The sequence below is a fragment of the Actinomadura sp. 21ATH genome (assembly GCF_041951345.1).
Lineage (GTDB): Bacteria > Actinomycetota > Actinomycetes > Streptosporangiales > Streptosporangiaceae > Spirillospora.
In genome coordinates this window covers 239,261-257,255 of the sequence record NZ_JBGNUR010000007.1, presented here as the reverse complement: position 1 = coordinate 257,255, position 17,995 = coordinate 239,261, and the positions used below count along the sequence as shown (strand labels likewise).

Here is a 17,995-nt window from a genome sequence, read left to right as displayed (position 1 = left end):
GTTCTCCCTAGAAGTGGCCGCGGGCCCAGCGGGGGACGATGAAGACGCCCTCGGCCTCGACGGTGGGGCCCTCGGCGTCGGCGATGGAGGCGGTCACGTAGCTCTTCAGGCCGTCGACGCGGTCGACGCGGCCCTCCGCCCGGAGGGGGCCCAGCGGCGTTCCCCGCAGGTAGCGGAGCGTCAGCGTGCCGGTGGCGGTCGGGCGGCCGCCCTGGCTGGCGGTCTCGCCCATGAGGTGGTCGAGGATCATGGCGAGGACGCCGCCGTGGACGTTGCCGGGCGGGCCCTCGTAGGCGGCGCCGAGTTCGAACTCGGCGCGGGCCCCGGCCGGGGTGTGCTCGATCACCAGCGGCGGCGCGATGGCGTTGCGGAGCCCGATGACCGCGTTCCCCCAGGACCAGCTGCGGCCCGACCGGTTGAACCTGATGCCGAACGGGCCGTCGGTCTGCCGTTCCCTCAGGCGGGCGGTGACGGCGTCGATCTCGGCGCGGGCCCGCTCGATCGTCGCGTCGTCGACCTGGGTGCGGATGACGGCGTCCATCAGCTCCCGGACGCTGCCGGCCAGGGGGCCGTAGAGCGCCTCCAGCCGGTCGACCTCCTCGGAGGGGATGTCCTCGACGTGGAAGCCGCTGCCGCTGAGCGCGCTCAGTTCCTGCTCTGTCAAGTTCATGGTCCGAGCATCATCACATTGAACCCTCGATGTGAAAAGGGGGACAAGTGAGGAAGTCTCAGGAGAGCAGGCCCTTGGCGGCGGCGAGGTCCAGGGCGGCCCGGGCGGCGGGGGCCAGCAGGGCGCGGTCGGGCGAGCCGACGTAGCGGAACTCGTCCACCTCGCCGGCGGCCCTGATCTCGCCCGCGTACGCGGCGGTGAAGCAGGCCATCCGGACGTGGGTGTGGGCGGGCTGGTCGTGGGCCGCGGCGCGGACGACGCCGAGTTCGCGGAACGAGCCGCGGTCGAGTTCGAGGGCCAGTTCCTCGCGCACCTCGCGGGACAGCGCCGACCAGTCGTCCTCGCCGGGCTCGCGCTTGCCGCCGGGGAGGTAGAGCAGGTCGCGGCCGCGGGAGCGTACGGCGAGCATCCGGTCCCGGGTGACGTGCACCCAGGCGACGACGTCGAGATCCATGTGATCAGTCTGCCCGGCGGAGGGTGAGGGCGGCGCCGGCGGCCAGGCCGTAGCGGTCGGCGGCGGAGCCCCGGTTGACCGCCAGGCCGAGCTGTCCCGAGGAGTCCGCCCAGATGAGCGGGGCTCCGGCGGGGACGTCGCCGTAGGTGGTGACGAAGGGGATCGTCTCGGTGGCGGCCAGGGGCGTGCCGGGCGCCACCGGGCCGAGGGCCCGCTGGAGGTCGCCGGGCGTCGCGGAGAGGATCAGGCTGCCGAAGCGGTCGGTGTAGAGGACCGCCGTGCGGAGTTCGCCGTCGCCGATCTCGGGGGCCGGGATGCCGGGGCGTTCCAGCTCCTCCGCCCTGGGGCCGAGGTCGGCGATGCCGGCGCCCGCGGCGAGGTGGGCGGCGGCGGGGGAGAAGATGTCGCGGCCGTGGAAGCTCGCCGAGACCTCGGGCAGCCGGTACGCGGGGTTCGCCAGGACGTGCGCCCGTTCCAGGCCGCCGAGCCGTTCGGCGGCGGGCACGAGCAGGCCGTTGTCGGGGCCGACGAGGGTGTCGCCGCGCCCGGTGCGGACCGCGACGGGCCGGCGCGGCGTGCCGACGCCGGGGTCGACGACGGCCACGTGGACGCCCACGGGCAGGTAGGGGAGGGACTGCCGCAGCAGCAGCGCGCCCTCGACGATCGCGTACGGGGTGACCTCGTCGCTCAGGACCAGGACGGTGGCGCCGGGGGCGATCCGGTGGATCACGCCGGCGCAGATCGCCGTGTACGCGTGGCCGAAGTCGGTGGTAAGGCTGACGAACATGGCCCCAGGGTCTCAGGCCAGGGCGAGGAGCAGGCCGGTGAGGCCCAGCAGGACGGTGACGGCCGTGGCCAGGGCGATCGAGGCGGGGTCCACGGCGGGCGGGGCGGTGGTGCGCCTGCGGTGCTGCTTCTGGGTGCGCCGGAGCTGGAGGGAGACGGCGCCGCAGACGGCCGCGGCGGCCAGCGCGGCGCTGGGGGCCGTGGGGGCGAAGCGGACGCAGAACAGCCCCGCGACGATCAGCGAGAGGGTGGTGCGCGACCAGGCCAGCGCGGTCCGCTCGGGCTGGGCGCCGGGGTCCCAGAGCCTCATCGGGTGGCCAGCACGGCCACCAGCAGCACGACGGCGGCGACGGCCAGCCCGTACGACATGAGCGGGGCGAGCCGGGGCGGCGGCAGCGTCTGGCCGCGGCGCAGGGCGCGCTCGGTGCGCAGCCACCGGCGGAACGCCAGCGCGGCGATCAGCGCGCCGGTGGCGGAGAACGTGATCGCCAGGCCGTTGCGGAGCGGGGCGGCGAGCGCGTCGCCCGCCACCGCCAGCCCGATGCCGCCGGCGATCACGGCGAGCGCGGTACGGATCCAGGCGAGGAAAGTGCGCTCGTTGGCGAGGGTGAATCGGGGATCGGGATCCTCGCCCTCGCTGAGCAGCCGTGCGGTCCATCGGGTTTCGGTCATCGCCGATATTTTATGCGACCCAATTCCGACTAATCCGGGTGAAATTCTTAATTCTCATCAAAGTGCCTCGCGGCGGCGTCCTCCTGGGCCAGCCGGTGCAGGGCGGTGAGCACCTGCTCGTACAGGACGGTGGAGACGAGCATCGCCTGCACGGAACGCGCCCGCGGGCCGTCGCGGACGATCCGCCCGATCTCGTGCTCGGCCATGTCGGCGGCCGCCCGCACGTACGGCCGCAGGTCGGTCAGGGTGATCGGGAAGCCGAGCCGGCGGAGCGCCACGAACGCGCGGGCGAGCAGGTCGCGGGCCGGGGCGCGCTGGCCGACCTGCCAGCCGAGCTCCCGGACGAGCGCGTCCACGTCCTGCCGCGCGGCCCGCCAGTGCGGGTCGTCGGGCACCGCCACGTGCGGCCCGATGGCGTGCTGGGTGGTGCCGAACAGCTCGTGCAGTCCCACGCCGTCGTTCTCCATCGCCGCCAGGATCCGCCGGATCGCGGCGACCGGAAGGTCGCCGACCTCCCGCAGCGCGCGGATGAGCCGCAGCCGCTCCAGATGCCCCGCGCCGTACTCGGCCCGCGTGGCCCCCGCGGCCGTGCCCCTGGGCAGCAGCTCCTCGCGGATGTAGAACTTGATCGTCTGAACGGTGAGCCCGCTGCGGTCGCTCAGTTCCGAAATCTGCATGCCCGAGCACCCCCTTAGGGGACATTCCTAGCGCCATTCCGGTGCTCGGTACCTGGACTATCCAAAGGGGGTTCTAGCGGATCCTCTCAACGGACGGTGGTGCGGCGCATCGAATCTGAGATCTTCTCGGCGGCGGCCATCACCGGCCCGGCGTGCATCCGGCCGGGCGAGCGGGACAGCCGTTCGAGCGGGCCGGAGACCGAGACCGCCGCGATCACCCGGCCGCCGGCGCCGCGGACCGGCGCCGAGACCGATCCTACTCCCTGCTCACGCTCGCCCACGCTCTGTGCCCAGCCGCGCCGCCGGACGGACGAGAGCGTCGTGGCCTCGAACTTGGCGCCGCGCAGGCCCCGGTGCAGCCGGTCGGGCTCCTCCCAGGCCAGCAGGATCTGCGCGGCCGACCCGGCGGTCATCGGCAGCGCCGCCCCGACCGGGATCGTGTCGCGCAGGCCGCTGCTGCGCTCGGCGGCGGCCACGCAGACCCGCACGTCGCCCTGGCGGCGGAACAGCGAGGCGCTCTCGCCCGTGAGATCGCGCAGCTGTGCCAGGACGGGCTGCGCGATGGCGAGCAGCCGGTCCTCGCCGGCCGCCACGGCCAGCTCGGCCAGCCGTGGGCCGAGGACGAACCGGCCCTGGCCGTCGCGGTGGACGAGGCGGTGGTGCTCCAGCGCGACGGCGAGCCGGTGGGCGGTCGGCCGGGCCAGCCCGGTGCTCTGGACGAGCTGCGCGAGCGAGGCCGGACCGGCCTCCAGCGCGTTCAGAACGAGAACGGCTTTGTCAAGTACGCCGACTCCGCTAGAGTTGTCCATGCCTTGATATTGTCGTCTCGCAGATTGAGATGCAAGCCGAGGTGACCGAGACCACGGAGCCCCGGCGAGCCAGGGCGCCGGGGACGAACACATCCCGAACGACAGATCTCAGTACAGATCTCAAGCAGACGAGGTGGGAGCGATGGGCCGCACACTGGCCGAGAAGGTGTACGACGCGCACGTCGTACGACGTGCCGAGGGCGAACCGGACCTCCTCTACATCGACCTGCACCTGGTCCACGAGGTCACCAGCCCGCAGGCGTTCGACGGGCTGCGGATGAACGGCCGCAAGGTCCGCCGCCCCGAGCTGACGATCGCCACCGAGGACCACAACGTCCCGACCACCGACCTGCTCAAGCCGATCGCCGACCCGGTGTCGCGCACCCAGGTCGAGACGCTGCGCAAGAACTGCGCCGACTTCGGCATCCGGCTGCATCCGATGGGCGACGACGGCCAGGGCATCGTGCACGTCATCGGCCCGCAGCTGGGGCTGACGCAGCCGGGCATGACCGTGGTGTGCGGCGACTCGCACACCTCCACGCACGGCGCGTTCGGCGCGCTGGCCCACGGTATCGGCACCAGCGAGGTCGAGCACGTCCTGGCCACCCAGACGCTGCCGCAGGTCAAGCCCAAGATGATGGCCGTGACCGTGAACGGCGCGCTGCCCGAGGGCGTCACCGCCAAGGACCTGATCCTGGCGATCATCGCGCGGATCGGCACCGGCGGCGGCCAGGGCCACATCATCGAGTACCGCGGCGAGGCGATCAGGTCGCTGTCGATGGAGGGCCGGATGACGGTCTGCAACATGTCCATCGAGGCCGGCGCCCGGGCCGGGATGATCGCCCCGGACGAGACCACGTTCGAGTACCTCAAGGGCCGCCCGAACGCCCCGCAGGGCGAGGACTGGGACCGCGCCGTCGAGTACTGGAAGTCGCTGCGCACCGACGACGACGCGGTCTTCGACAAGGAGGTCGTGATCGACGCGGCCGAGCTGACGCCGTTCGTCACCTGGGGCACCAACCCCGGGCAGGGCCTGCCGCTGGGCGAGTCCGTGCCCGACCCCGCCTCGTTCGCCGACCCGGTCGACCGGCAGGCGGCCGAGCGGGCGCTGGAGTACATGGACCTGGCCGCCGGCACCCCGCTGCGCGACATCAGGGTCGACACCGTCTTCGTCGGGTCCTGCACCAACGGCCGCATCGAGGACCTGCGCGCCGTCGCCGGGATCCTGGACGGCCGCAAGGTCGCCGACGGCGTCCGGATGCTGGTCGTCCCCGGCTCGATGAAGGTCAAGAAGCAGGCCGAGGCCGAGGGGCTGCACGAGATCATCTCCGCGTCCGGCGCCGAGTGGCGCGAGGCCGGCTGCTCGATGTGCCTGGCGATGAACCCCGACAAGCTCACGCCCGGCGAGCGCAGCGCCTCGACGTCCAACCGCAACTTCGAGGGCCGGCAGGGCCCCGGCGGCCGCACCCACCTGGTGTCGCCCGCCGTCGCCGCCGCCACCGCCGTGACCGGCACCCTGACCGCGCCCGCCGACCTCTGAGGGATTCCACGACCATGGAAGCGTTCACCAGCCACACCGGCCGCGGCGTGCCGCTGCGCCGCAGCAACGTCGACACCGACCAGATCATCCCGGCCGTCTGGCTCAAGCAGGTCAGCCGCACCGGCTTCGACAAGGGGCTGTTCTCGGCCTGGCGCGAGGACCCGGAGTTCGTGCTCAACAAGCCCGAGTACGCGGGCGCGAGCATCCTGGTCGCCGGGCCCGACTTCGGCACCGGCTCGTCCCGCGAGCACGCCGTCTGGGCGCTCCAGCAGTACGGCTTCAAGGCCATCATCGCCCCGCGGTTCGGCGACATCTTCCGCAACAACTCCACCAAGATGGGGCTGCTGCCGGTGATCCTGCCGGGCGAGACCGTCGAGGCGCTGCAGGCCCGCGCCGAGGCCGACCCGGCCGCCGAGATCACCGTCGACCTGGCGGCCCGCGAAGTGCGGGCCGGCGACATCACGGCGCCGTTCGAGATCGACGACTACACGCGCTGGCGGCTCATGGAGGGCCTGGACGACATCGGCCTGACCCTCCGGTACGCCGACGACATCGCCGCGTACGAGCAGGACCGCGCGCCCTGGATGCCGGTCACCGCGGACCGGTAGCACCCCCGCCCGCACGAGCGTGTCTCCGCACAGAGGACAATTCCTGTAGTGCGGAGACACGCTCGACGCTTTTTTGGAGGGTTGCATTGAGCACGGTCCCGTGGACCGGACCCCAGTACGACGATCCGGCGCTGGCGTGGCTGGCGGAGCAGCTGAAGGTCGCCCACCGGCTGGTGGCTCCGCTGCCGCCGGAGCCCCGGCGGCGGCTGATCCGGCAGCTCCTGGCGATCACCGATCTGGCCAAACGCGACCCCGCGCTGGCCTCCCGCAGGCTGGAAACATTCCTCGCCGATTTCCGCAGGGCGCCGGAAGGCCGCTAGCGTGCGCAGTGGCCGGATCCGGTCCGGCGCCTGGCGAGACGGGGGCGAGACCGAACAAAACGCCTGCGACACGGCAACTATTGCTTGCAGGTGATTGTGTCGGTGCTATGGGTCCCTTAGTTTCGTTCGGGCAAGGGGGGAACTAGAGGAGTAACCCATGAACAAGCGTGAGCTGGTCGACGCCATCTCTGACCGGCTGGGCAGCAAGAAGGCCGCAGCCGAGGCCGTCGACGCGATCCTGGAGACGATCCAGACCGCCGTCGCCAAGGGCGACAAGGTCGCGATCACGGGGTTCGGTTCGTTCGAGAAGGCCGACCGGCCTGCCCGTACGGCCCGGAACCCCGCAACGGGCAAGACCATCGACGTTCCCGCGACGTCCGTGCCCAAGTTCAAGGCGGGCGCGGACTTCAAGAACCTCGTGGCGGGCAAGAAGTAACGCCCTCGTCAGCGCCCGGGGCCGCATCGCGCGGCTCCGGGCGCTTGCGTATGCCGGGAGCGCGTATGCCGGAGCGCGGATGCCGGGACCCGCCCGGGCGGCCTCCGCGGTCACTCGGGGAGCGGGAACGTCGACAGGGTGATCGCGGCGATCCGCCCGTCGTCCTCGCGCACGGCCAGGTTGACGCGCTGGCCGAAGCGCAGCAGCCGCAGCCCGCCCGCGGCGAACGCCGCCGCGTCGAAGGGCAGCTCGGTCCCGTCGTCGAGCAGGACGCTGCCCGAACGGGTCTCCGCGTCGTAGGTGCGCACCGTCCCCTGCATGCCGGCCAGCCTAGCCGGGCGGAGACCGGCGGCGCGGCCTCACGCCGAGGTGCGCAGCGCGGGCAGCAGCCCGGCGACCGCGGCCGTCCGCGGGCCGGTGCCCAGCTCCAGCGCGGCGCGCAGATCGTCCAGGGTGTCCACGTCGCGGCGCACGCTGTCGATGCCGGCCGGCCGCAGCTCCCGCGCCCCGCGCGCCCGGTGCGCGGCCCGCGAGTCCCCGCCGAACGCGGGCGCGAACGGGACGCCCGGCCGCGTCGCGTACAGCGTGGTCCCCACCCCGGCGGCGTCCGGCACGAACGATTCGGGCGCGCGCGCCGCCTCGTCCAGCACCCGGGCCAGCTCGCCGGGGCGCAGCGCCGGCAGGTCCGCGGAGATCGCGCCGATCCCCGTCGCGGGGTCGGCCTCGCGGGCCCGGCGCGCCCCGTACACCAGGGCCGGGTTCAGCCCCGCGTCCGGCTCGTCGGGGACGATCCGCGCCCCCAGCGCCCCCAGCTCGGCGGCCGGCACGGGGTCGTCGGTGACAACGATCACATGCCGGACCCGGTCGCAGCGCAGCGCCGCGGCCACCGTGTCGGCCGCGACCGCCAGGGCCAGCGCCGCGCGGTGCGGGCCGGCGGCGGCCGCCAGCCGGGACTTCGCCCTGGCCAGGACCTTGACCGGGACGACGAGCGACCACTGGGGACGAGGCCCGCCGCGCTCTGCTGTAGAACTGCGCTCTGCTGTAGACATGGCGACTCGACACTATGCGCAGTCGAGCACGACACTTGAGGACGCCCCACGCACACGTGGGCCCGACCGAGGAGGGATGGGCATGAGCCACGCGTATTCGCCTGCCTGGCGGAGGTTCACCATCGTCATCCTTCGCCCCCTGCTCCGCGGGCTGCTGAAAAGGGACTGGAGGGGGCACGAGAACGTGCCCAGGGAAGGCGGGATCATCATCGCCGCCAACCACATCTCCGAGGCCGACCCCCTCGCGCTGGCCCACTTCGTGTACGAGTCGGGCCGCTACCCGGTCTACCTGGCGAAGTCCACGCTGTTCGACGTGCGGTTCATCCGGGCGGTGCTGCGCGGCACCGGCCAGATCCCGGTCTACCGGGACCGGGCGGACGCGGCGCTCGCGCTGGAGGACGCCGCCGAGGCGCTGCGCAACGGCCAGTGCCTGATGTTCTACCCGGAGGGCAGTTGCACCCGCGATCCGGAACTGTGGCCGATGACCGGGCAGACCGGCGCGGCGCGGATGGCGCTGACCACCGGCGCCAAGGTCGTTCCGGTGGCGAGCTGGGGCGCGCACGAGCTGCTGCCGTACAAGAAGGCCGAGCAGCGCGGGCTTGCGGGTAGTTTGAAGAAGGGCTTCCATCCGTTCCCGCGCAAGCGGATGCGGGTGATCGCCGGTCCGCCGGTGGACCTGTCGCGGTTCGAGGGCAGGCCCCTCAGCAAGGAGACCCTGCGCGAGGCGACCGACGAGATCATGCGTGCGATCGCCGGGCTGCTCGGGGAGCTGCGCGGCGAGACGCCGCCCGAGGAGCTGTACGACCACCACCGGGTTCTCGAGCAGCGCCGCGGGACGGCGGGAAGTGGAGGGGAGGCGCTGTGAGCCTGGCATCCCGGCCGGCGCGGACGGCCGTCATGGGCGCGGGTTCGTGGGGGACCACGTTCGCCAAGCTGCTGTGCGACGCCGGGGGCGAGGTCACGCTCTGGGGCCGCCGGCCCGGCCCGGTCCGGGCGGTGAACGAGCGGCACGAGAACCCCGACTACCTGCCCGGCGTCGAGCTGCCGGCGAGCCTGCGCGCCACCACCGACGCGGCCGAGGCGCTCGCCGGCGCCGACTTCGTGGCGCTGGCCGTGCCCGCACAGACGCTCCGGGAGAACCTCGCCGCCTGGGTGCCGCTGCTGCCGCCCGAGTCGGTGCTGGTCAGCCTGATGAAGGGGATCGAGCTCGGCACGTCCCGCCGGATGTCGGAGGTCATCGGCGAGGTCGCGGACGTGCCCGCCGAGCGGGTGGCGGTCTTCAGCGGCCCCAACCTGGCCCGCGAGATCGTCGCCGGGCAGCCCGGCGCCGCGGTGGCCGGCTGCGCGGACGAGGACGCCGCCCGCCGCCTCCAGGCGGCCGCGATGACGCCGTACTTCCGCGTCTACACCAGCACCGACGTGGTCGGCTGCGAGCTGGGCGGCGCGGTCAAGAACATCGTCGCGCTGTGCGTCGGGATGGCGGTCGGGCTGGGCTTCGGCGACAGCACCCAGGCGGTGCTGATGACCCGCGGGCTGGCGGAGATCACCCGGCTGGGCGCCGCGCTGGGCGCCGACGAGCACACCTTCGCCGGGCTCGCCGGGATGGGCGACCTGGTCGGGACGTGCAGCTCGCCGCTGTCGCGCAACCGCACGTTCGGCGAGAACCTCGGCCGCGGCATGACGCTGGACGAGGTGATCGCGGTGACCAAGCAGACCGCCGAGGGCGTCAAGTCGTGCACGCCGGTGCTGGAGCTGGCCCGCAAGCACAACGTGGAGATGCCGATCACCGAGGCGGTGGTGTCGGTGCTGTACGGCGGCGTGCCGCTCAGGGACGCCGCGCTGGCGCTGATCTCCCGTGCGCCGAAGGCCGAGCGCTATGGCATGTGAGCCGCAGGCGGGGCGCTCGTGGCCGATACCGGCTGGGCACCGGTAGGGTCGGGCGTCATGGCGCCTTCATCCAAGATCCGAGTGGCCGTGGTGTTCGGCGGGCGCAGCTCCGAGCACGCCATCTCGTGCGTGACCGCGGGCGCGGTCATGGCGGCGATCGACCGGGACCGCTACGAGGTGGTGCCCGTCGGGATCGCCCGCGACGGCCGCTGGGTGCTGGCCCCGGCCGACCTGCGGCTGGCGATCGAGGACGGCCGGCTGCCCGAGGTGACCGGGGAGGGCGAGGCCCTCGCGCTGCCGTTCGACCCCGACAGCCGCGGCCTGATGGTCGTCGAGCCGGGGCGGGTGCCCCGGACGCTCGGCGAGGTCGACGTGGTGCTGCCGCTGCTGCACGGCCCGTACGGCGAGGACGGCACCATCCAGGGCATGCTCGATCTGGCCGGGGTCCGCTACGTCGGCGCGGGCGTGCTGGCCAGCGCGGTCGGCATGGACAAGGGCTTCATGAAGCTGGTCTGGCAGTCGCGCGGGCTGCCGGTCGGCCCGTACGTCCTGGTCGGCGACCGGGAGTGGCGGCGCGAGCGCAAGCGCAAGATCGACGAGATCAAGGAGCTGGGCCGGCCGGTGTTCGTCAAGCCCGCCCGCGCCGGCTCCAGCATGGGCATCACCCGGGTCGTCCGCGAGGAGGACCTGGAGGCCGCGGTCGAGGCCGCCCGCGAGCACGACCCCAAGGTGATCGTCGAGGCGGCGATCGAGGGCCGCGAGATCGAGTGCGGCGTGCTGCAGGGCCTGGACGACGGCCCGCCCGAGGCCAGCCTGCCCGCCGAGGTCGTGATCAGCGGCGACCAGGGGTTCTACGACTTCGAGACCAAGTACCTCGACAGCTCGCTGCGGCTGGACATCCCGCCGAGCCTCGACCCGGCCGCGATCGAGGAGGTCCAGCGGCTGGCGGCGCAGGCGTTCGATGCGCTGGACTGCGAGGGCCTGGCCCGCGTCGACTTCTTCCACACGCCCGACGGCCGGTGGATCCTGAACGAGATCAACACCATGCCGGGCTTCACCCCGGCGTCGGCGTTCCCGCAGATGTGGGCCGCGAGCGGCGTGGACTACCCGGCGCTGGTCGACCGGCTCATCCAGACCGCGCTCCAGCGCCCGACGGGCCTCCGCTAGCCGTCCCGGCCCCCGGCCTGCCCCGGACTCGTGCCGTGCTCGGCCCGGTCCCCGGCACCCCCACGGGCCGGGGACCGCGCCGGGTCAGGTGGCGACCATGTCAGAACTCCACCCCGCCGCGGTCGGCCAGCGTCGCGGCGTCATCGGCCCGCGCGCCGCCGTCCGACAGCGTCCACAGGGTGTCGCCGACGATCAGCGAGCGCCGGATCCCGCCGGTGAGGCCGCCGTCCGGATGCTCGATCGCGCCGACCTGGTGGACGCCCGTGCCGTCCACCCGGAGCACGAGGGCGTCGCCCGTACCCGCCCGGCGGGTGACGGGGACGACCGTCAGGCCCGTCTTCGGCCAGTGGAGGAAGGCGTGCGGGTCGAACTCGGCCGCCGCGCTGGAGCCCGGCAGCCGGAACGACCCGACCCGCCTCGGGGCGCCGGCGACGTCGAAGAGCGACACCTGCGTGCCCTTCGTGCGGCCCTGGCCGTCGGCGTCCTGCCCGACCCCGATGAGCCGGCCGTCGGCGGTGGGGTGCAGGTACGCCGAATAGCCGTTGATCTTGAGTTCGCCGGTCACCCGCGGCCGCCGCGGATCGCGCAGGTCGACCACGTACAGCGGATCGACCTGCCGGAACGTCACCACGTACCCGGTCGGGCCGATGAAGCGCACCGAGTAGACGCGCTCGCCCTTGCCGAGCCCGTCCACGCCGCCGATCCGGTCGAGCCGGGGGCCGCGCCGGGCCAGCACGTACACGCCGCTGTGCGAGGACCGCGCCTCCGCGGTGCCGTCCGAGGACGTGGTGGCGACGCGGAGGTTCCCGCCGTGCTCGGACAGCGAGTACTGGTTGAGGAGCAGGCCGGGCACCGATCCGGACGCCTCGTACCGGGGACGTCCCGGGCCCGCCGTCGCGAACCTGTGCACGTCCGTGCTCGACACCGGCCCGCCGGGCCCGCCGGGCCGGTGGCCGGTGACGTACAGGCTGGGGCCCGTGCCGTAGACGGTCTGGCCGTCCGCGGCGACGCTGACCGCGGCCGGGTCGCCGAGCCCCTTGGCCAGGTCGAGGGTGAGCACCGACAGCATGGTGGTGCCGGTGTACGAGGCGGGCCTGCTCACCTGCTCGCACGGCGTCCGGTACGACCTCGCCGGGGCGGTCCCGTTCCGGACCTCGAAGGACGGGAGCCAGGCGTCGAGCGGCGCCGACCGGACGATCTTCCGGTTGCGCTCGGCCGCGAGCCGCTCGGAGTCCGGTCCCTCGGGCGGCATGGGGAAGTCGATGCGGGGCGGGGAGGTGACCACGACGCGGGCGATCGAGCCGGACTGCCGGGCGTCGAGGTAGCCGGCGGACGTGGTCAGCGTGCCGACGACCTTCGGTTCGGCGGCCAGGTCGACCAGCGTCAGCTCGGTCCGGCGCGAAGGGAGCACGGGCTTGCTCCTCGCGGTGAGGCCCGGTTCCGGCAGCGGCCCGCCCTGCGAAAGGACGAGCGCGCGGTCGCCGCTGAGCAGGAGCCGCTTCTCGCCGGGCTGCCCGGCGAGGTCGAGGCTGTGCACCAGCTCGCGGGAGGCCGCGTCGATGACGTGCAGCCGCCCCTTGGCCAGCGCGACGATGCGGCGCCCGTCGGTCTTCACCAGGTCGGGCTCGTCGGCGCCCGCCTCGTGCGCGTTCGTCCGCGAGTGCTCGGGCGCCTTCTCCGCCGCGGCGGGGCCCGGCGCCCGGTCAGCGGAGAGCGCGCGCTCCTGCCCGTTCCCCGCGTCCGGGACGGCGCCGGGCAGCGGGCGGTGCCCGCCGAGGCCGTACGGGCCGGCCCTGCGTTCGGCGGCGGCGCGCAGGCCCGCCAGCAGGTCGGCGCAGCCGTCGTACGCGACCAGGCGCATGGGCGGCGGCTCCGGATCCGGTGCGGACACCGGCTCGCCGGAGCAGGCCGTGAGGAGGACGGCCAGCGGCGCCGCCGCCGTCGCCCATCGGGCACGCATGGGCCTTGGATGCCCGGGCGCCGCGAAAGGTTCCCGCGATTCCGGTGATCCGGTCCTAACCCGTTCGTCAGCGCTCGGAAACCGGTGTGAAACAGCCCCCACGCAAGATCATCCTTGTCAGCAGCCGATCGTTCCCGGAAGGACCCGCCTTGGCGCCCACGCTCGCCGCCGTCCCGCCCGTGCTCGCCGACACGGAACACTGGCATCCCGACGTCCCGGCCACCCGCGCGGTCCCCGGCCACGACCGCTGGCATCCGGACATCCCGCCCGTCGCCGAGGTCATCACCGGCGGCTCGGTGCGGCTGGAGTGCGAGCGCGCCCGGCCGGGGGAGGAGCCGGTGCTGTGCGGGCCGCTGGCCGTGGTCGGCGCCGAGCCCGGAGACGTGATCGTGGTCGACGTGGTCGGCATGGGGCGCTCGGACGGCGTGTACGCCCCGTACGGCCACCCGGGCGTCATCGGCTGCGCGCCCGCCGCCGGCTCCCTCCGTCCCCCGCACGGACGGCCCGCGGCGGGGGCGCGGCTCGGCCGGATCGAGCCCGGCCATCCCGCGTACCCGCGGGTCGCGGCGGAGTCGATCGTCACCCGCGCGCGCGGCCGCGACGTCGGCGGCTGCGGCATCGCGCCGCTCGGCCCGGGCGCGCGCATCCTGCTGCCCGTGCACGTCCGCGGCGCCAAGCTGTCGGCGGGCGACCTGCACTTCCCGGAGAGCGGCGCGGCCGACTGCCGCACCGAGGGGCGGGCGGGCTGGATCGACCTGCGGGTCAACCTCACCCGGCAGGGCGTCGCCCGCTTCGGCGTCGCCGGCCCGCTGCTGATGACGGGCCCGACGTGAGCCGGAACGGCGCGCGCCGAAACGCGTGCCACCAGGGGCAGCGCCGGACGGGCACGGTCGCCTAGGGTGGCACTGTGATCGTTCGCCCGGCCGGCGCCGCCGACATCCCCGAGCTCACGCGCCTGCGCGAGCTGCTCTTCCGGCGCGCCCTGGAAAACACGGCGACCACGACGACGACCGAGCCCGCCGTCGGCGGGGACTGGCGCGAGGAGTTCGCCCGCGACGTCAAGGAACGGCTCGGCGACTCCCTCGGCGTCTTCGTCGTGGACGGCGACGAGGGCGGGCTGGCGGCCTGCGGACTCGGCGTCCTCGAGTACCGGCTGCCGGGCCCGTACCAGGGCGGCGCGCTGGCCGGGTACGTGCTCGGCATGGTCACCGACCCGGCCTACCGGGGCCGCGGCTACGCCCGCATGATCATGCAGGAGCTGCTGGCCTGGTTCGGGAACCGCGGCGTCACCCGGGTCGACCTGCACGCCCCCGCCGAGGCGGCCGCGCTGTACCGGTCGATGGGCTTCCGGGAGCACCAGGTGGCCCTCACCTGGCACGCGTCCTAACCCTTGCCCTCGCTCCCTTCCTCCCCGTTCTCCTTCTGCGCCTTCTTGCGCTGCGCCTTCTCGTGCTTGGCGATCAGCGTGTCGATCTGCACGCAGAGCTTGGAGCCCAGCGGCCAGCCCACGTAGTGCAGCAGGAAGATCCCGATCTCGCGCAGCTCGTCCGCGGACACCTCGCCGTTGGCGAGCGCGGCCGGGATCTGGATGTCCAGGACGTCGTTGAGGCCCTGCCCGGCCAGCATCCCGATGAGCAGGAGCCGCCGGTCCCGCAGGCTCAGGCCGGGCCGCGTCCAGATCTCGCCGAACAGGTGGTCGGCGGTGAGGGCGAAGAAGTCGCCGTGCCCGTCGCCGACCTCCCAGCCGTACACCTCGCCCATCATGTCCAGGCCGCGCCGCCGCCGCTCGTCCACGCTCAGCTTCCCTTCTCGTCGGTGTCCCCGGCGGGGAGGCCGAGGCCCGCGGCGAACCGGTCCAGGGCCAGCCGCGCGAACGGCGCGTCCACCCCCAGCTCCTCGGCCAGCTCGATCGCCAGCGACAGGTCCTTCTCGCCGAGGCCGCGCACGTTGGCGAGGATCCCGTACAGCTCGTCGTCCGGTTCCATCGGCGCGGTGGTGCCGCGCAGCATGATGGAGCCGGGCCCGCCGGTGATCGCGTCGGTGTGCCGGACGACCCGGCCCAGCTTGCGCAGCGACACCCCGGACGCCTCCGCCAGCCGCTGCGCCTCGGCCGCCGCCGTGAACGCCACGAAGTGCAGCAGGTTGCGGGCCAGCTTCGTGCGGGTGCCGGAGCCGACCGGGCCCATGTGCAGGACCAGTTCCGCCCACGTCCCGAACGGCTCGCGGCACTTCTCGAACGCCGCGTCCGTGCCGCCGACCATGACCGCCAGCGTCCCGGCGCTCGCGCCCATGAACCCGCCGCTGACCGGCGCGTCCACCACCTCGATGCCGTACGGTCCGGCGCGCCCGGCCAGCTCCTCCGCGGTACGGGCGCCGATCGTGGAGTGGATCGCCAGCACGCTGCCCGCGCGCGCCGACGCCAGGATCTCCGCGCCGACCTCGCGGACCTGCGCGTCGTCCCGCACCATCACCGAGATCAGGTCGGCGTTCCGGGCGACCTCGGCGACGCTGCCCGCAGCCCGCGCGCCCGCCTCGACCAGCGGCCGGGTCGCGTCCGCCGACACGTCGTACACGACCAGCCCGCGCTCGACCAGATGCCGCGCCATCGGCGCGCCCATCTGGCCGAGCCCGACGAACCCGACCGTCATGCGCGGAACACCTCGCCGCCGTCGACGTTCACGATCTGCCCGGTGATCCAGCCGGCCGCGTCCGACAGCAGGAACAGGCAGGCGCCCACGAGGTCCTCGGGGGTGCCCATCCGCTTGATCGCCATCTTGTCCCGGACGATCTTCTCCGACATCCCGTCGGGTACCGCCCTGCGGTTGCCGGGGGTGTCGATCGGGCCGGGCGCGATCGCGTTCACGCGGATGTTCATGCTGCCCAGCTCGTGCGCGAGCTGCTGGGTGATCCCGTTGACCGCGACCTTGGCGAGGCCGTAGAAGCCGGAGTACTGCCACGCCGCCGTGGACGACTGGTTGACGATCGAGCCGCCGCCGCGCGCCCGCATGTGCGGGTAGCAGGCCCGCGCGCACAGCAGCGCGCCGTCCATGTTGACCGCCATGAACTTCCGGTAGTAGTCCCAGTCGACGGTGAACAGGAAGTCCAGCTTCATGCCGCCGAAGATGGCCGCGTTGTTGACCAGGTGGTCGATGCCGCCGAAGGCGTCCACGGCGGCCCGCGCCATCGCCTCCACCGACTCGGGGTCGGACACGTCGGTGCGCACGAACAGGCCCTTGACCTCCTCGGCGACCTCGCGGCCCGTCTCGTCGACGTCCGCCACCACCACCGACGCGCCCGCGTCCGCCAGCGCCCGCGCGTAGGCCGCGCCGATGCCCTGCGCGGCCCCGGTCACGACCGCGACCTTCCCCTCGAACCCCTCGTTCACTGAACACCCTCCGCGATCGACTTGATCTCCAGGTACTCCTCGAAGCCGGCCGCGCCCATCTCGCGGCCGATGCCCGACTGCTTGTAGCCGCCGAACGGGACGTCGGCGCCGTACCAGACGCCGCCGTTCACGCTGACCGTCCCGGTGCGGAGCCGCGCCGCGACGCCGCGGGCGCGCTCCACGTCGGTGCCGTACACCGCGCCCGACAGGCCGTACGGCGAGTCGTTGGCGATGCGGACCGCGTCGTCGTCGCCGTCGTGCGGCAGCAGCACCAGGACGGGACCGAAGATCTCCTCGCGCGCGGTGCGGGCGTCGTTGGTGAGGCCGGTGATGAGCGTCGGCTCGATCCAGAAGCCCCGGTCGCGGCCCTCGGGCCGGCCGCCGCCGCACGCGAACGCGCCGCCCTCCTTGAGCGCGAGCTCCAGGTAGCCCTCGATGCGGTCGCGCTGCCGCGCCGAGATGACGGGCCCGCACATCGTGGCCTCGTCGTTCGGGTCGCCGGCGCCCACGGACCGCAGCGTCCGGGAGATGATCTCCGTGGCCTCCTCGTACCGGTCCCGCGGCACCAGGATGCGGGTGGTGAGGGCGCAGCCCTGCCCGGCGTGCGCGACGCTGGAGAACGCGGCGTACGAGCAGGCCGCCCTCAGGTCCGCGTCGTCCAGCACCACGAACGCCGACTTCCCGCCGAGCTCCAGGAAGACCTTCTTCAGGGTCGCGGCGGCGGAGGTCATGACGGCCCGGCCGGTCGCGGTGGACCCGGTGAACGACACCAGGTCCACCCGCGGGTCCTCGGCGAGCTGCGCGCCGAGCGCGTGGTCGGACGAGGTCACGATGTTGACGACGCCGGGCGGGATGTCCGTCTCGGTCGCGATGAGGACGCCGAGCACGGCCGCGCACCAGGGGGTGTCGGGCGCGGGCTTGAGCACCACGGTGTTGCCGGCGGCGAGCGCGGGCCCCAGCTTGGCCAGGTTGATCTGGTGCGGGAAGTTCCACGGCGTGATGGCGCCGACGACGCCGACCGGCTCGCGGACGACGCGGCGGGCGCTGGGCATGCCCATCGGCTCGGCGCGGCCGAGGTCCCGCGTCCACTCGTACGACTCGGCGAGGTCGGCGAACCAGCCCAGGTCGGCGACGGGGCCGTCGAGCTGCGCCCCGGCCGTCAGGAAGCGGGGCGCCCCGACCTCGGCGATCGTCATCTCGCGCAGCTCGTCGGAGTGCCGCCGGAGGGCGTCGCGGAGCTGCCGCAGGCAGCGGACCCGGAGCGCGACGTCCCGCGGCCATCCCGTCTCGTCGAACGCCCGCCGGGCCGCGGCGATGGCCTCGTCCATGTCGGCGGCGGTCGCGTCGGCGGCGGCGCCGAGGACCTCGCCGGTCGCGGGGTTGAGGGTGTCGAACGTGCCGCCGGACCCGTCGGTCAGCCGCCCGTCCAGGAGTAGGGGGGAGGGGTGGGGAAGCAAGCGATCGGTAGTTCTGGACACTTGTCCAGACTACAGTTCAGTCCCGCCCGGAACGCAAGGGACCGCTCGGTGCGAATCGCCCCGGACGTTCCGGCGGAGTGAGTAGCGTCACGGGGGC

General features: G+C 73.7%; 23 protein-coding genes. 9 read left to right on the top strand and 14 right to left on the bottom strand.

Annotated features, from left to right (window positions below; genetic code table 11):
• Window positions 1–7: 7 nt before the first annotated feature.
• From ACA361_RS22650 to ACA361_RS22620, 7 genes are all read right to left on the bottom strand, one after another.
• Window positions 8–670 carry a PaaI family thioesterase gene (locus ACA361_RS22650; protein WP_375014710.1) on the bottom strand — a complete coding sequence of 221 codons (663 nt, stop codon included), beginning with the start codon at window positions 668–670 and terminating at the stop codon, window positions 8–10.
• A gap of 58 nt (window positions 671–728) precedes the next feature.
• Complete coding sequence (locus tag ACA361_RS22645; protein ID WP_375014708.1) at window positions 729–1,124, bottom strand: NUDIX domain-containing protein; 396 nt, start codon at window positions 1,122–1,124, stop codon at window positions 729–731.
• A 4-nt stretch (window positions 1,125–1,128) separates the two neighbouring features.
• A complete protein-coding gene (locus ACA361_RS22640) occupies window positions 1,129–1,911 on the bottom strand; it encodes an S-adenosyl-l-methionine hydroxide adenosyltransferase family protein (protein WP_375014706.1) in 783 nt (260 codons plus the stop codon).
• Window positions 1,912–1,923: 12 nt separating this feature from the next.
• Window positions 1,924–2,220, bottom strand: coding sequence for a DUF202 domain-containing protein (locus ACA361_RS22635; protein WP_375014703.1), 297 nt, complete (start codon window positions 2,218–2,220; stop codon window positions 1,924–1,926).
• A complete protein-coding gene (locus tag ACA361_RS22630; RefSeq protein WP_375014701.1) occupies window positions 2,217–2,582 on the bottom strand; it encodes a YidH family protein in 366 nt (121 codons plus the stop codon). Before ACA361_RS22630 ends, ACA361_RS22635 begins: the two co-directional genes overlap by 4 nt.
• Window positions 2,583–2,629: 47 nt before the next feature.
• A complete protein-coding gene (locus tag ACA361_RS22625; RefSeq protein WP_375014699.1) occupies window positions 2,630–3,259 on the bottom strand; it encodes a MerR family transcriptional regulator in 630 nt (209 codons plus the stop codon).
• 86 nt (window positions 3,260–3,345) lie between these two features.
• Complete coding sequence (locus ACA361_RS22620) at window positions 3,346–4,068, bottom strand: IclR family transcriptional regulator (RefSeq protein WP_375014697.1); 723 nt, start codon at window positions 4,066–4,068, stop codon at window positions 3,346–3,348.
• A 142-nt stretch (window positions 4,069–4,210) separates the two neighbouring features.
• On the opposite strand from ACA361_RS22620, the gene leuC reads away from it, so the two are divergent.
• The 4 genes from leuC to ACA361_RS22600 all read left to right on the top strand — a co-directional run bounded on the left by leuC (window position 4,211) and on the right by ACA361_RS22600 (window position 6,972).
• A complete protein-coding gene (gene leuC / locus ACA361_RS22615) occupies window positions 4,211–5,608 on the top strand; it encodes a 3-isopropylmalate dehydratase large subunit (RefSeq protein ID WP_375014695.1) in 1,398 nt (465 codons plus the stop codon).
• A gap of 14 nt (window positions 5,609–5,622) precedes the next feature.
• Window positions 5,623–6,216 carry a 3-isopropylmalate dehydratase small subunit gene (gene leuD, locus ACA361_RS22610; protein ID WP_375014693.1) on the top strand — a complete coding sequence of 198 codons (594 nt, stop codon included), beginning with the start codon at window positions 5,623–5,625 and terminating at the stop codon, window positions 6,214–6,216.
• An 86-nt stretch (window positions 6,217–6,302) separates the two neighbouring features.
• Complete coding sequence (locus tag ACA361_RS22605) at window positions 6,303–6,536, top strand: hypothetical protein (RefSeq protein WP_375014691.1); 234 nt, start codon at window positions 6,303–6,305, stop codon at window positions 6,534–6,536.
• Window positions 6,537–6,693: 157 nt separating this feature from the next.
• Window positions 6,694–6,972, top strand: a complete 279-nt coding sequence (locus ACA361_RS22600) for an HU family DNA-binding protein (RefSeq protein ID WP_131758296.1) — start codon at window positions 6,694–6,696, stop codon at window positions 6,970–6,972.
• 110 nt (window positions 6,973–7,082) lie between these two features.
• Here the strand turns inward: ACA361_RS22600 and ACA361_RS22595 are convergent, their stop codons facing one another.
• Together ACA361_RS22595 and cofC are read right to left on the bottom strand one after the other, a co-directional pair.
• Window positions 7,083–7,292: a hypothetical protein gene (locus ACA361_RS22595; protein WP_375014689.1), complete on the bottom strand. Its 210-nt coding sequence runs from the start codon at window positions 7,290–7,292 to the stop codon at window positions 7,083–7,085.
• A 39-nt stretch (window positions 7,293–7,331) separates the two neighbouring features.
• A complete protein-coding gene (gene cofC / locus ACA361_RS22590) occupies window positions 7,332–8,021 on the bottom strand; it encodes a 2-phospho-L-lactate guanylyltransferase (RefSeq protein ID WP_375014687.1) in 690 nt (229 codons plus the stop codon).
• Window positions 8,022–8,103: 82 nt separating this feature from the next.
• On the opposite strand from cofC, the gene ACA361_RS22585 reads away from it, so the two are divergent.
• From ACA361_RS22585 to ACA361_RS22575, 3 genes are read left to right on the top strand one after another with little or no spacing between them, the layout of a single operon-like run.
• Window positions 8,104–8,886, top strand: coding sequence for a lysophospholipid acyltransferase family protein (locus tag ACA361_RS22585; protein WP_375014685.1), 783 nt, complete (start codon window positions 8,104–8,106; stop codon window positions 8,884–8,886).
• Between the two features lie 32 nt (window positions 8,887–8,918).
• A complete protein-coding gene (locus ACA361_RS22580) occupies window positions 8,919–9,908 on the top strand; it encodes an NAD(P)H-dependent glycerol-3-phosphate dehydrogenase (RefSeq protein WP_375014892.1) in 990 nt (329 codons plus the stop codon).
• A 57-nt stretch (window positions 9,909–9,965) separates the two neighbouring features.
• Window positions 9,966–11,075: a D-alanine--D-alanine ligase family protein gene (locus tag ACA361_RS22575; protein WP_375014683.1), complete on the top strand. Its 1,110-nt coding sequence runs from the start codon at window positions 9,966–9,968 to the stop codon at window positions 11,073–11,075.
• A gap of 100 nt (window positions 11,076–11,175) precedes the next feature.
• Here the strand turns inward: ACA361_RS22575 and ACA361_RS22570 are convergent, their stop codons facing one another.
• Window positions 11,176–13,035 (bottom strand): beta-propeller domain-containing protein, encoded by a 1,860-nt coding sequence (locus ACA361_RS22570; RefSeq protein ID WP_375014681.1) that lies wholly within the window; start codon window positions 13,033–13,035, stop codon window positions 11,176–11,178.
• Window positions 13,036–13,184: 149 nt separating this feature from the next.
• Here ACA361_RS22570 and ACA361_RS22565 point away from each other — a divergent pair, with 149 nt between their 5' ends.
• Together ACA361_RS22565 and ACA361_RS22560 are read left to right on the top strand one after the other, a co-directional pair.
• Window positions 13,185–13,868, top strand: a complete 684-nt coding sequence (locus ACA361_RS22565) for an acetamidase/formamidase family protein (protein ID WP_375014679.1) — start codon at window positions 13,185–13,187, stop codon at window positions 13,866–13,868.
• Between the two features lie 74 nt (window positions 13,869–13,942).
• Window positions 13,943–14,422, top strand: a complete 480-nt coding sequence (locus ACA361_RS22560; RefSeq protein WP_375014677.1) for a GNAT family N-acetyltransferase — start codon at window positions 13,943–13,945, stop codon at window positions 14,420–14,422.
• Here the strand turns inward: ACA361_RS22560 and ACA361_RS22555 are convergent.
• From ACA361_RS22555 to ACA361_RS22540, 4 genes are read right to left on the bottom strand one after another with little or no spacing between them, the layout of a single operon-like run.
• Complete coding sequence (locus ACA361_RS22555; protein ID WP_375014676.1) at window positions 14,419–14,829, bottom strand: carboxymuconolactone decarboxylase family protein; 411 nt, start codon at window positions 14,827–14,829, stop codon at window positions 14,419–14,421. The two genes, ACA361_RS22560 and ACA361_RS22555, sit on opposite strands and share 4 nt — an antisense overlap.
• Before the next feature lie 2 nt (window positions 14,830–14,831).
• On the bottom strand, window positions 14,832–15,683 hold the full coding sequence (locus tag ACA361_RS22550) for an NAD(P)-dependent oxidoreductase (RefSeq protein ID WP_375014674.1): 852 nt from the start codon (window positions 15,681–15,683) through the stop codon (window positions 14,832–14,834).
• Window positions 15,680–16,420, bottom strand: a complete 741-nt coding sequence (locus ACA361_RS22545; protein ID WP_375014673.1) for an SDR family oxidoreductase — start codon at window positions 16,418–16,420, stop codon at window positions 15,680–15,682. Before ACA361_RS22545 ends, ACA361_RS22550 begins: the two co-directional genes overlap by 4 nt.
• Window positions 16,417–17,877: an aldehyde dehydrogenase gene (locus tag ACA361_RS22540; RefSeq protein ID WP_375014671.1), complete on the bottom strand. Its 1,461-nt coding sequence runs from the start codon at window positions 17,875–17,877 to the stop codon at window positions 16,417–16,419. Before ACA361_RS22540 ends, ACA361_RS22545 begins: the two co-directional genes overlap by 4 nt.
• Between the last annotated feature and the right edge of the window lie 118 nt (window positions 17,878–17,995).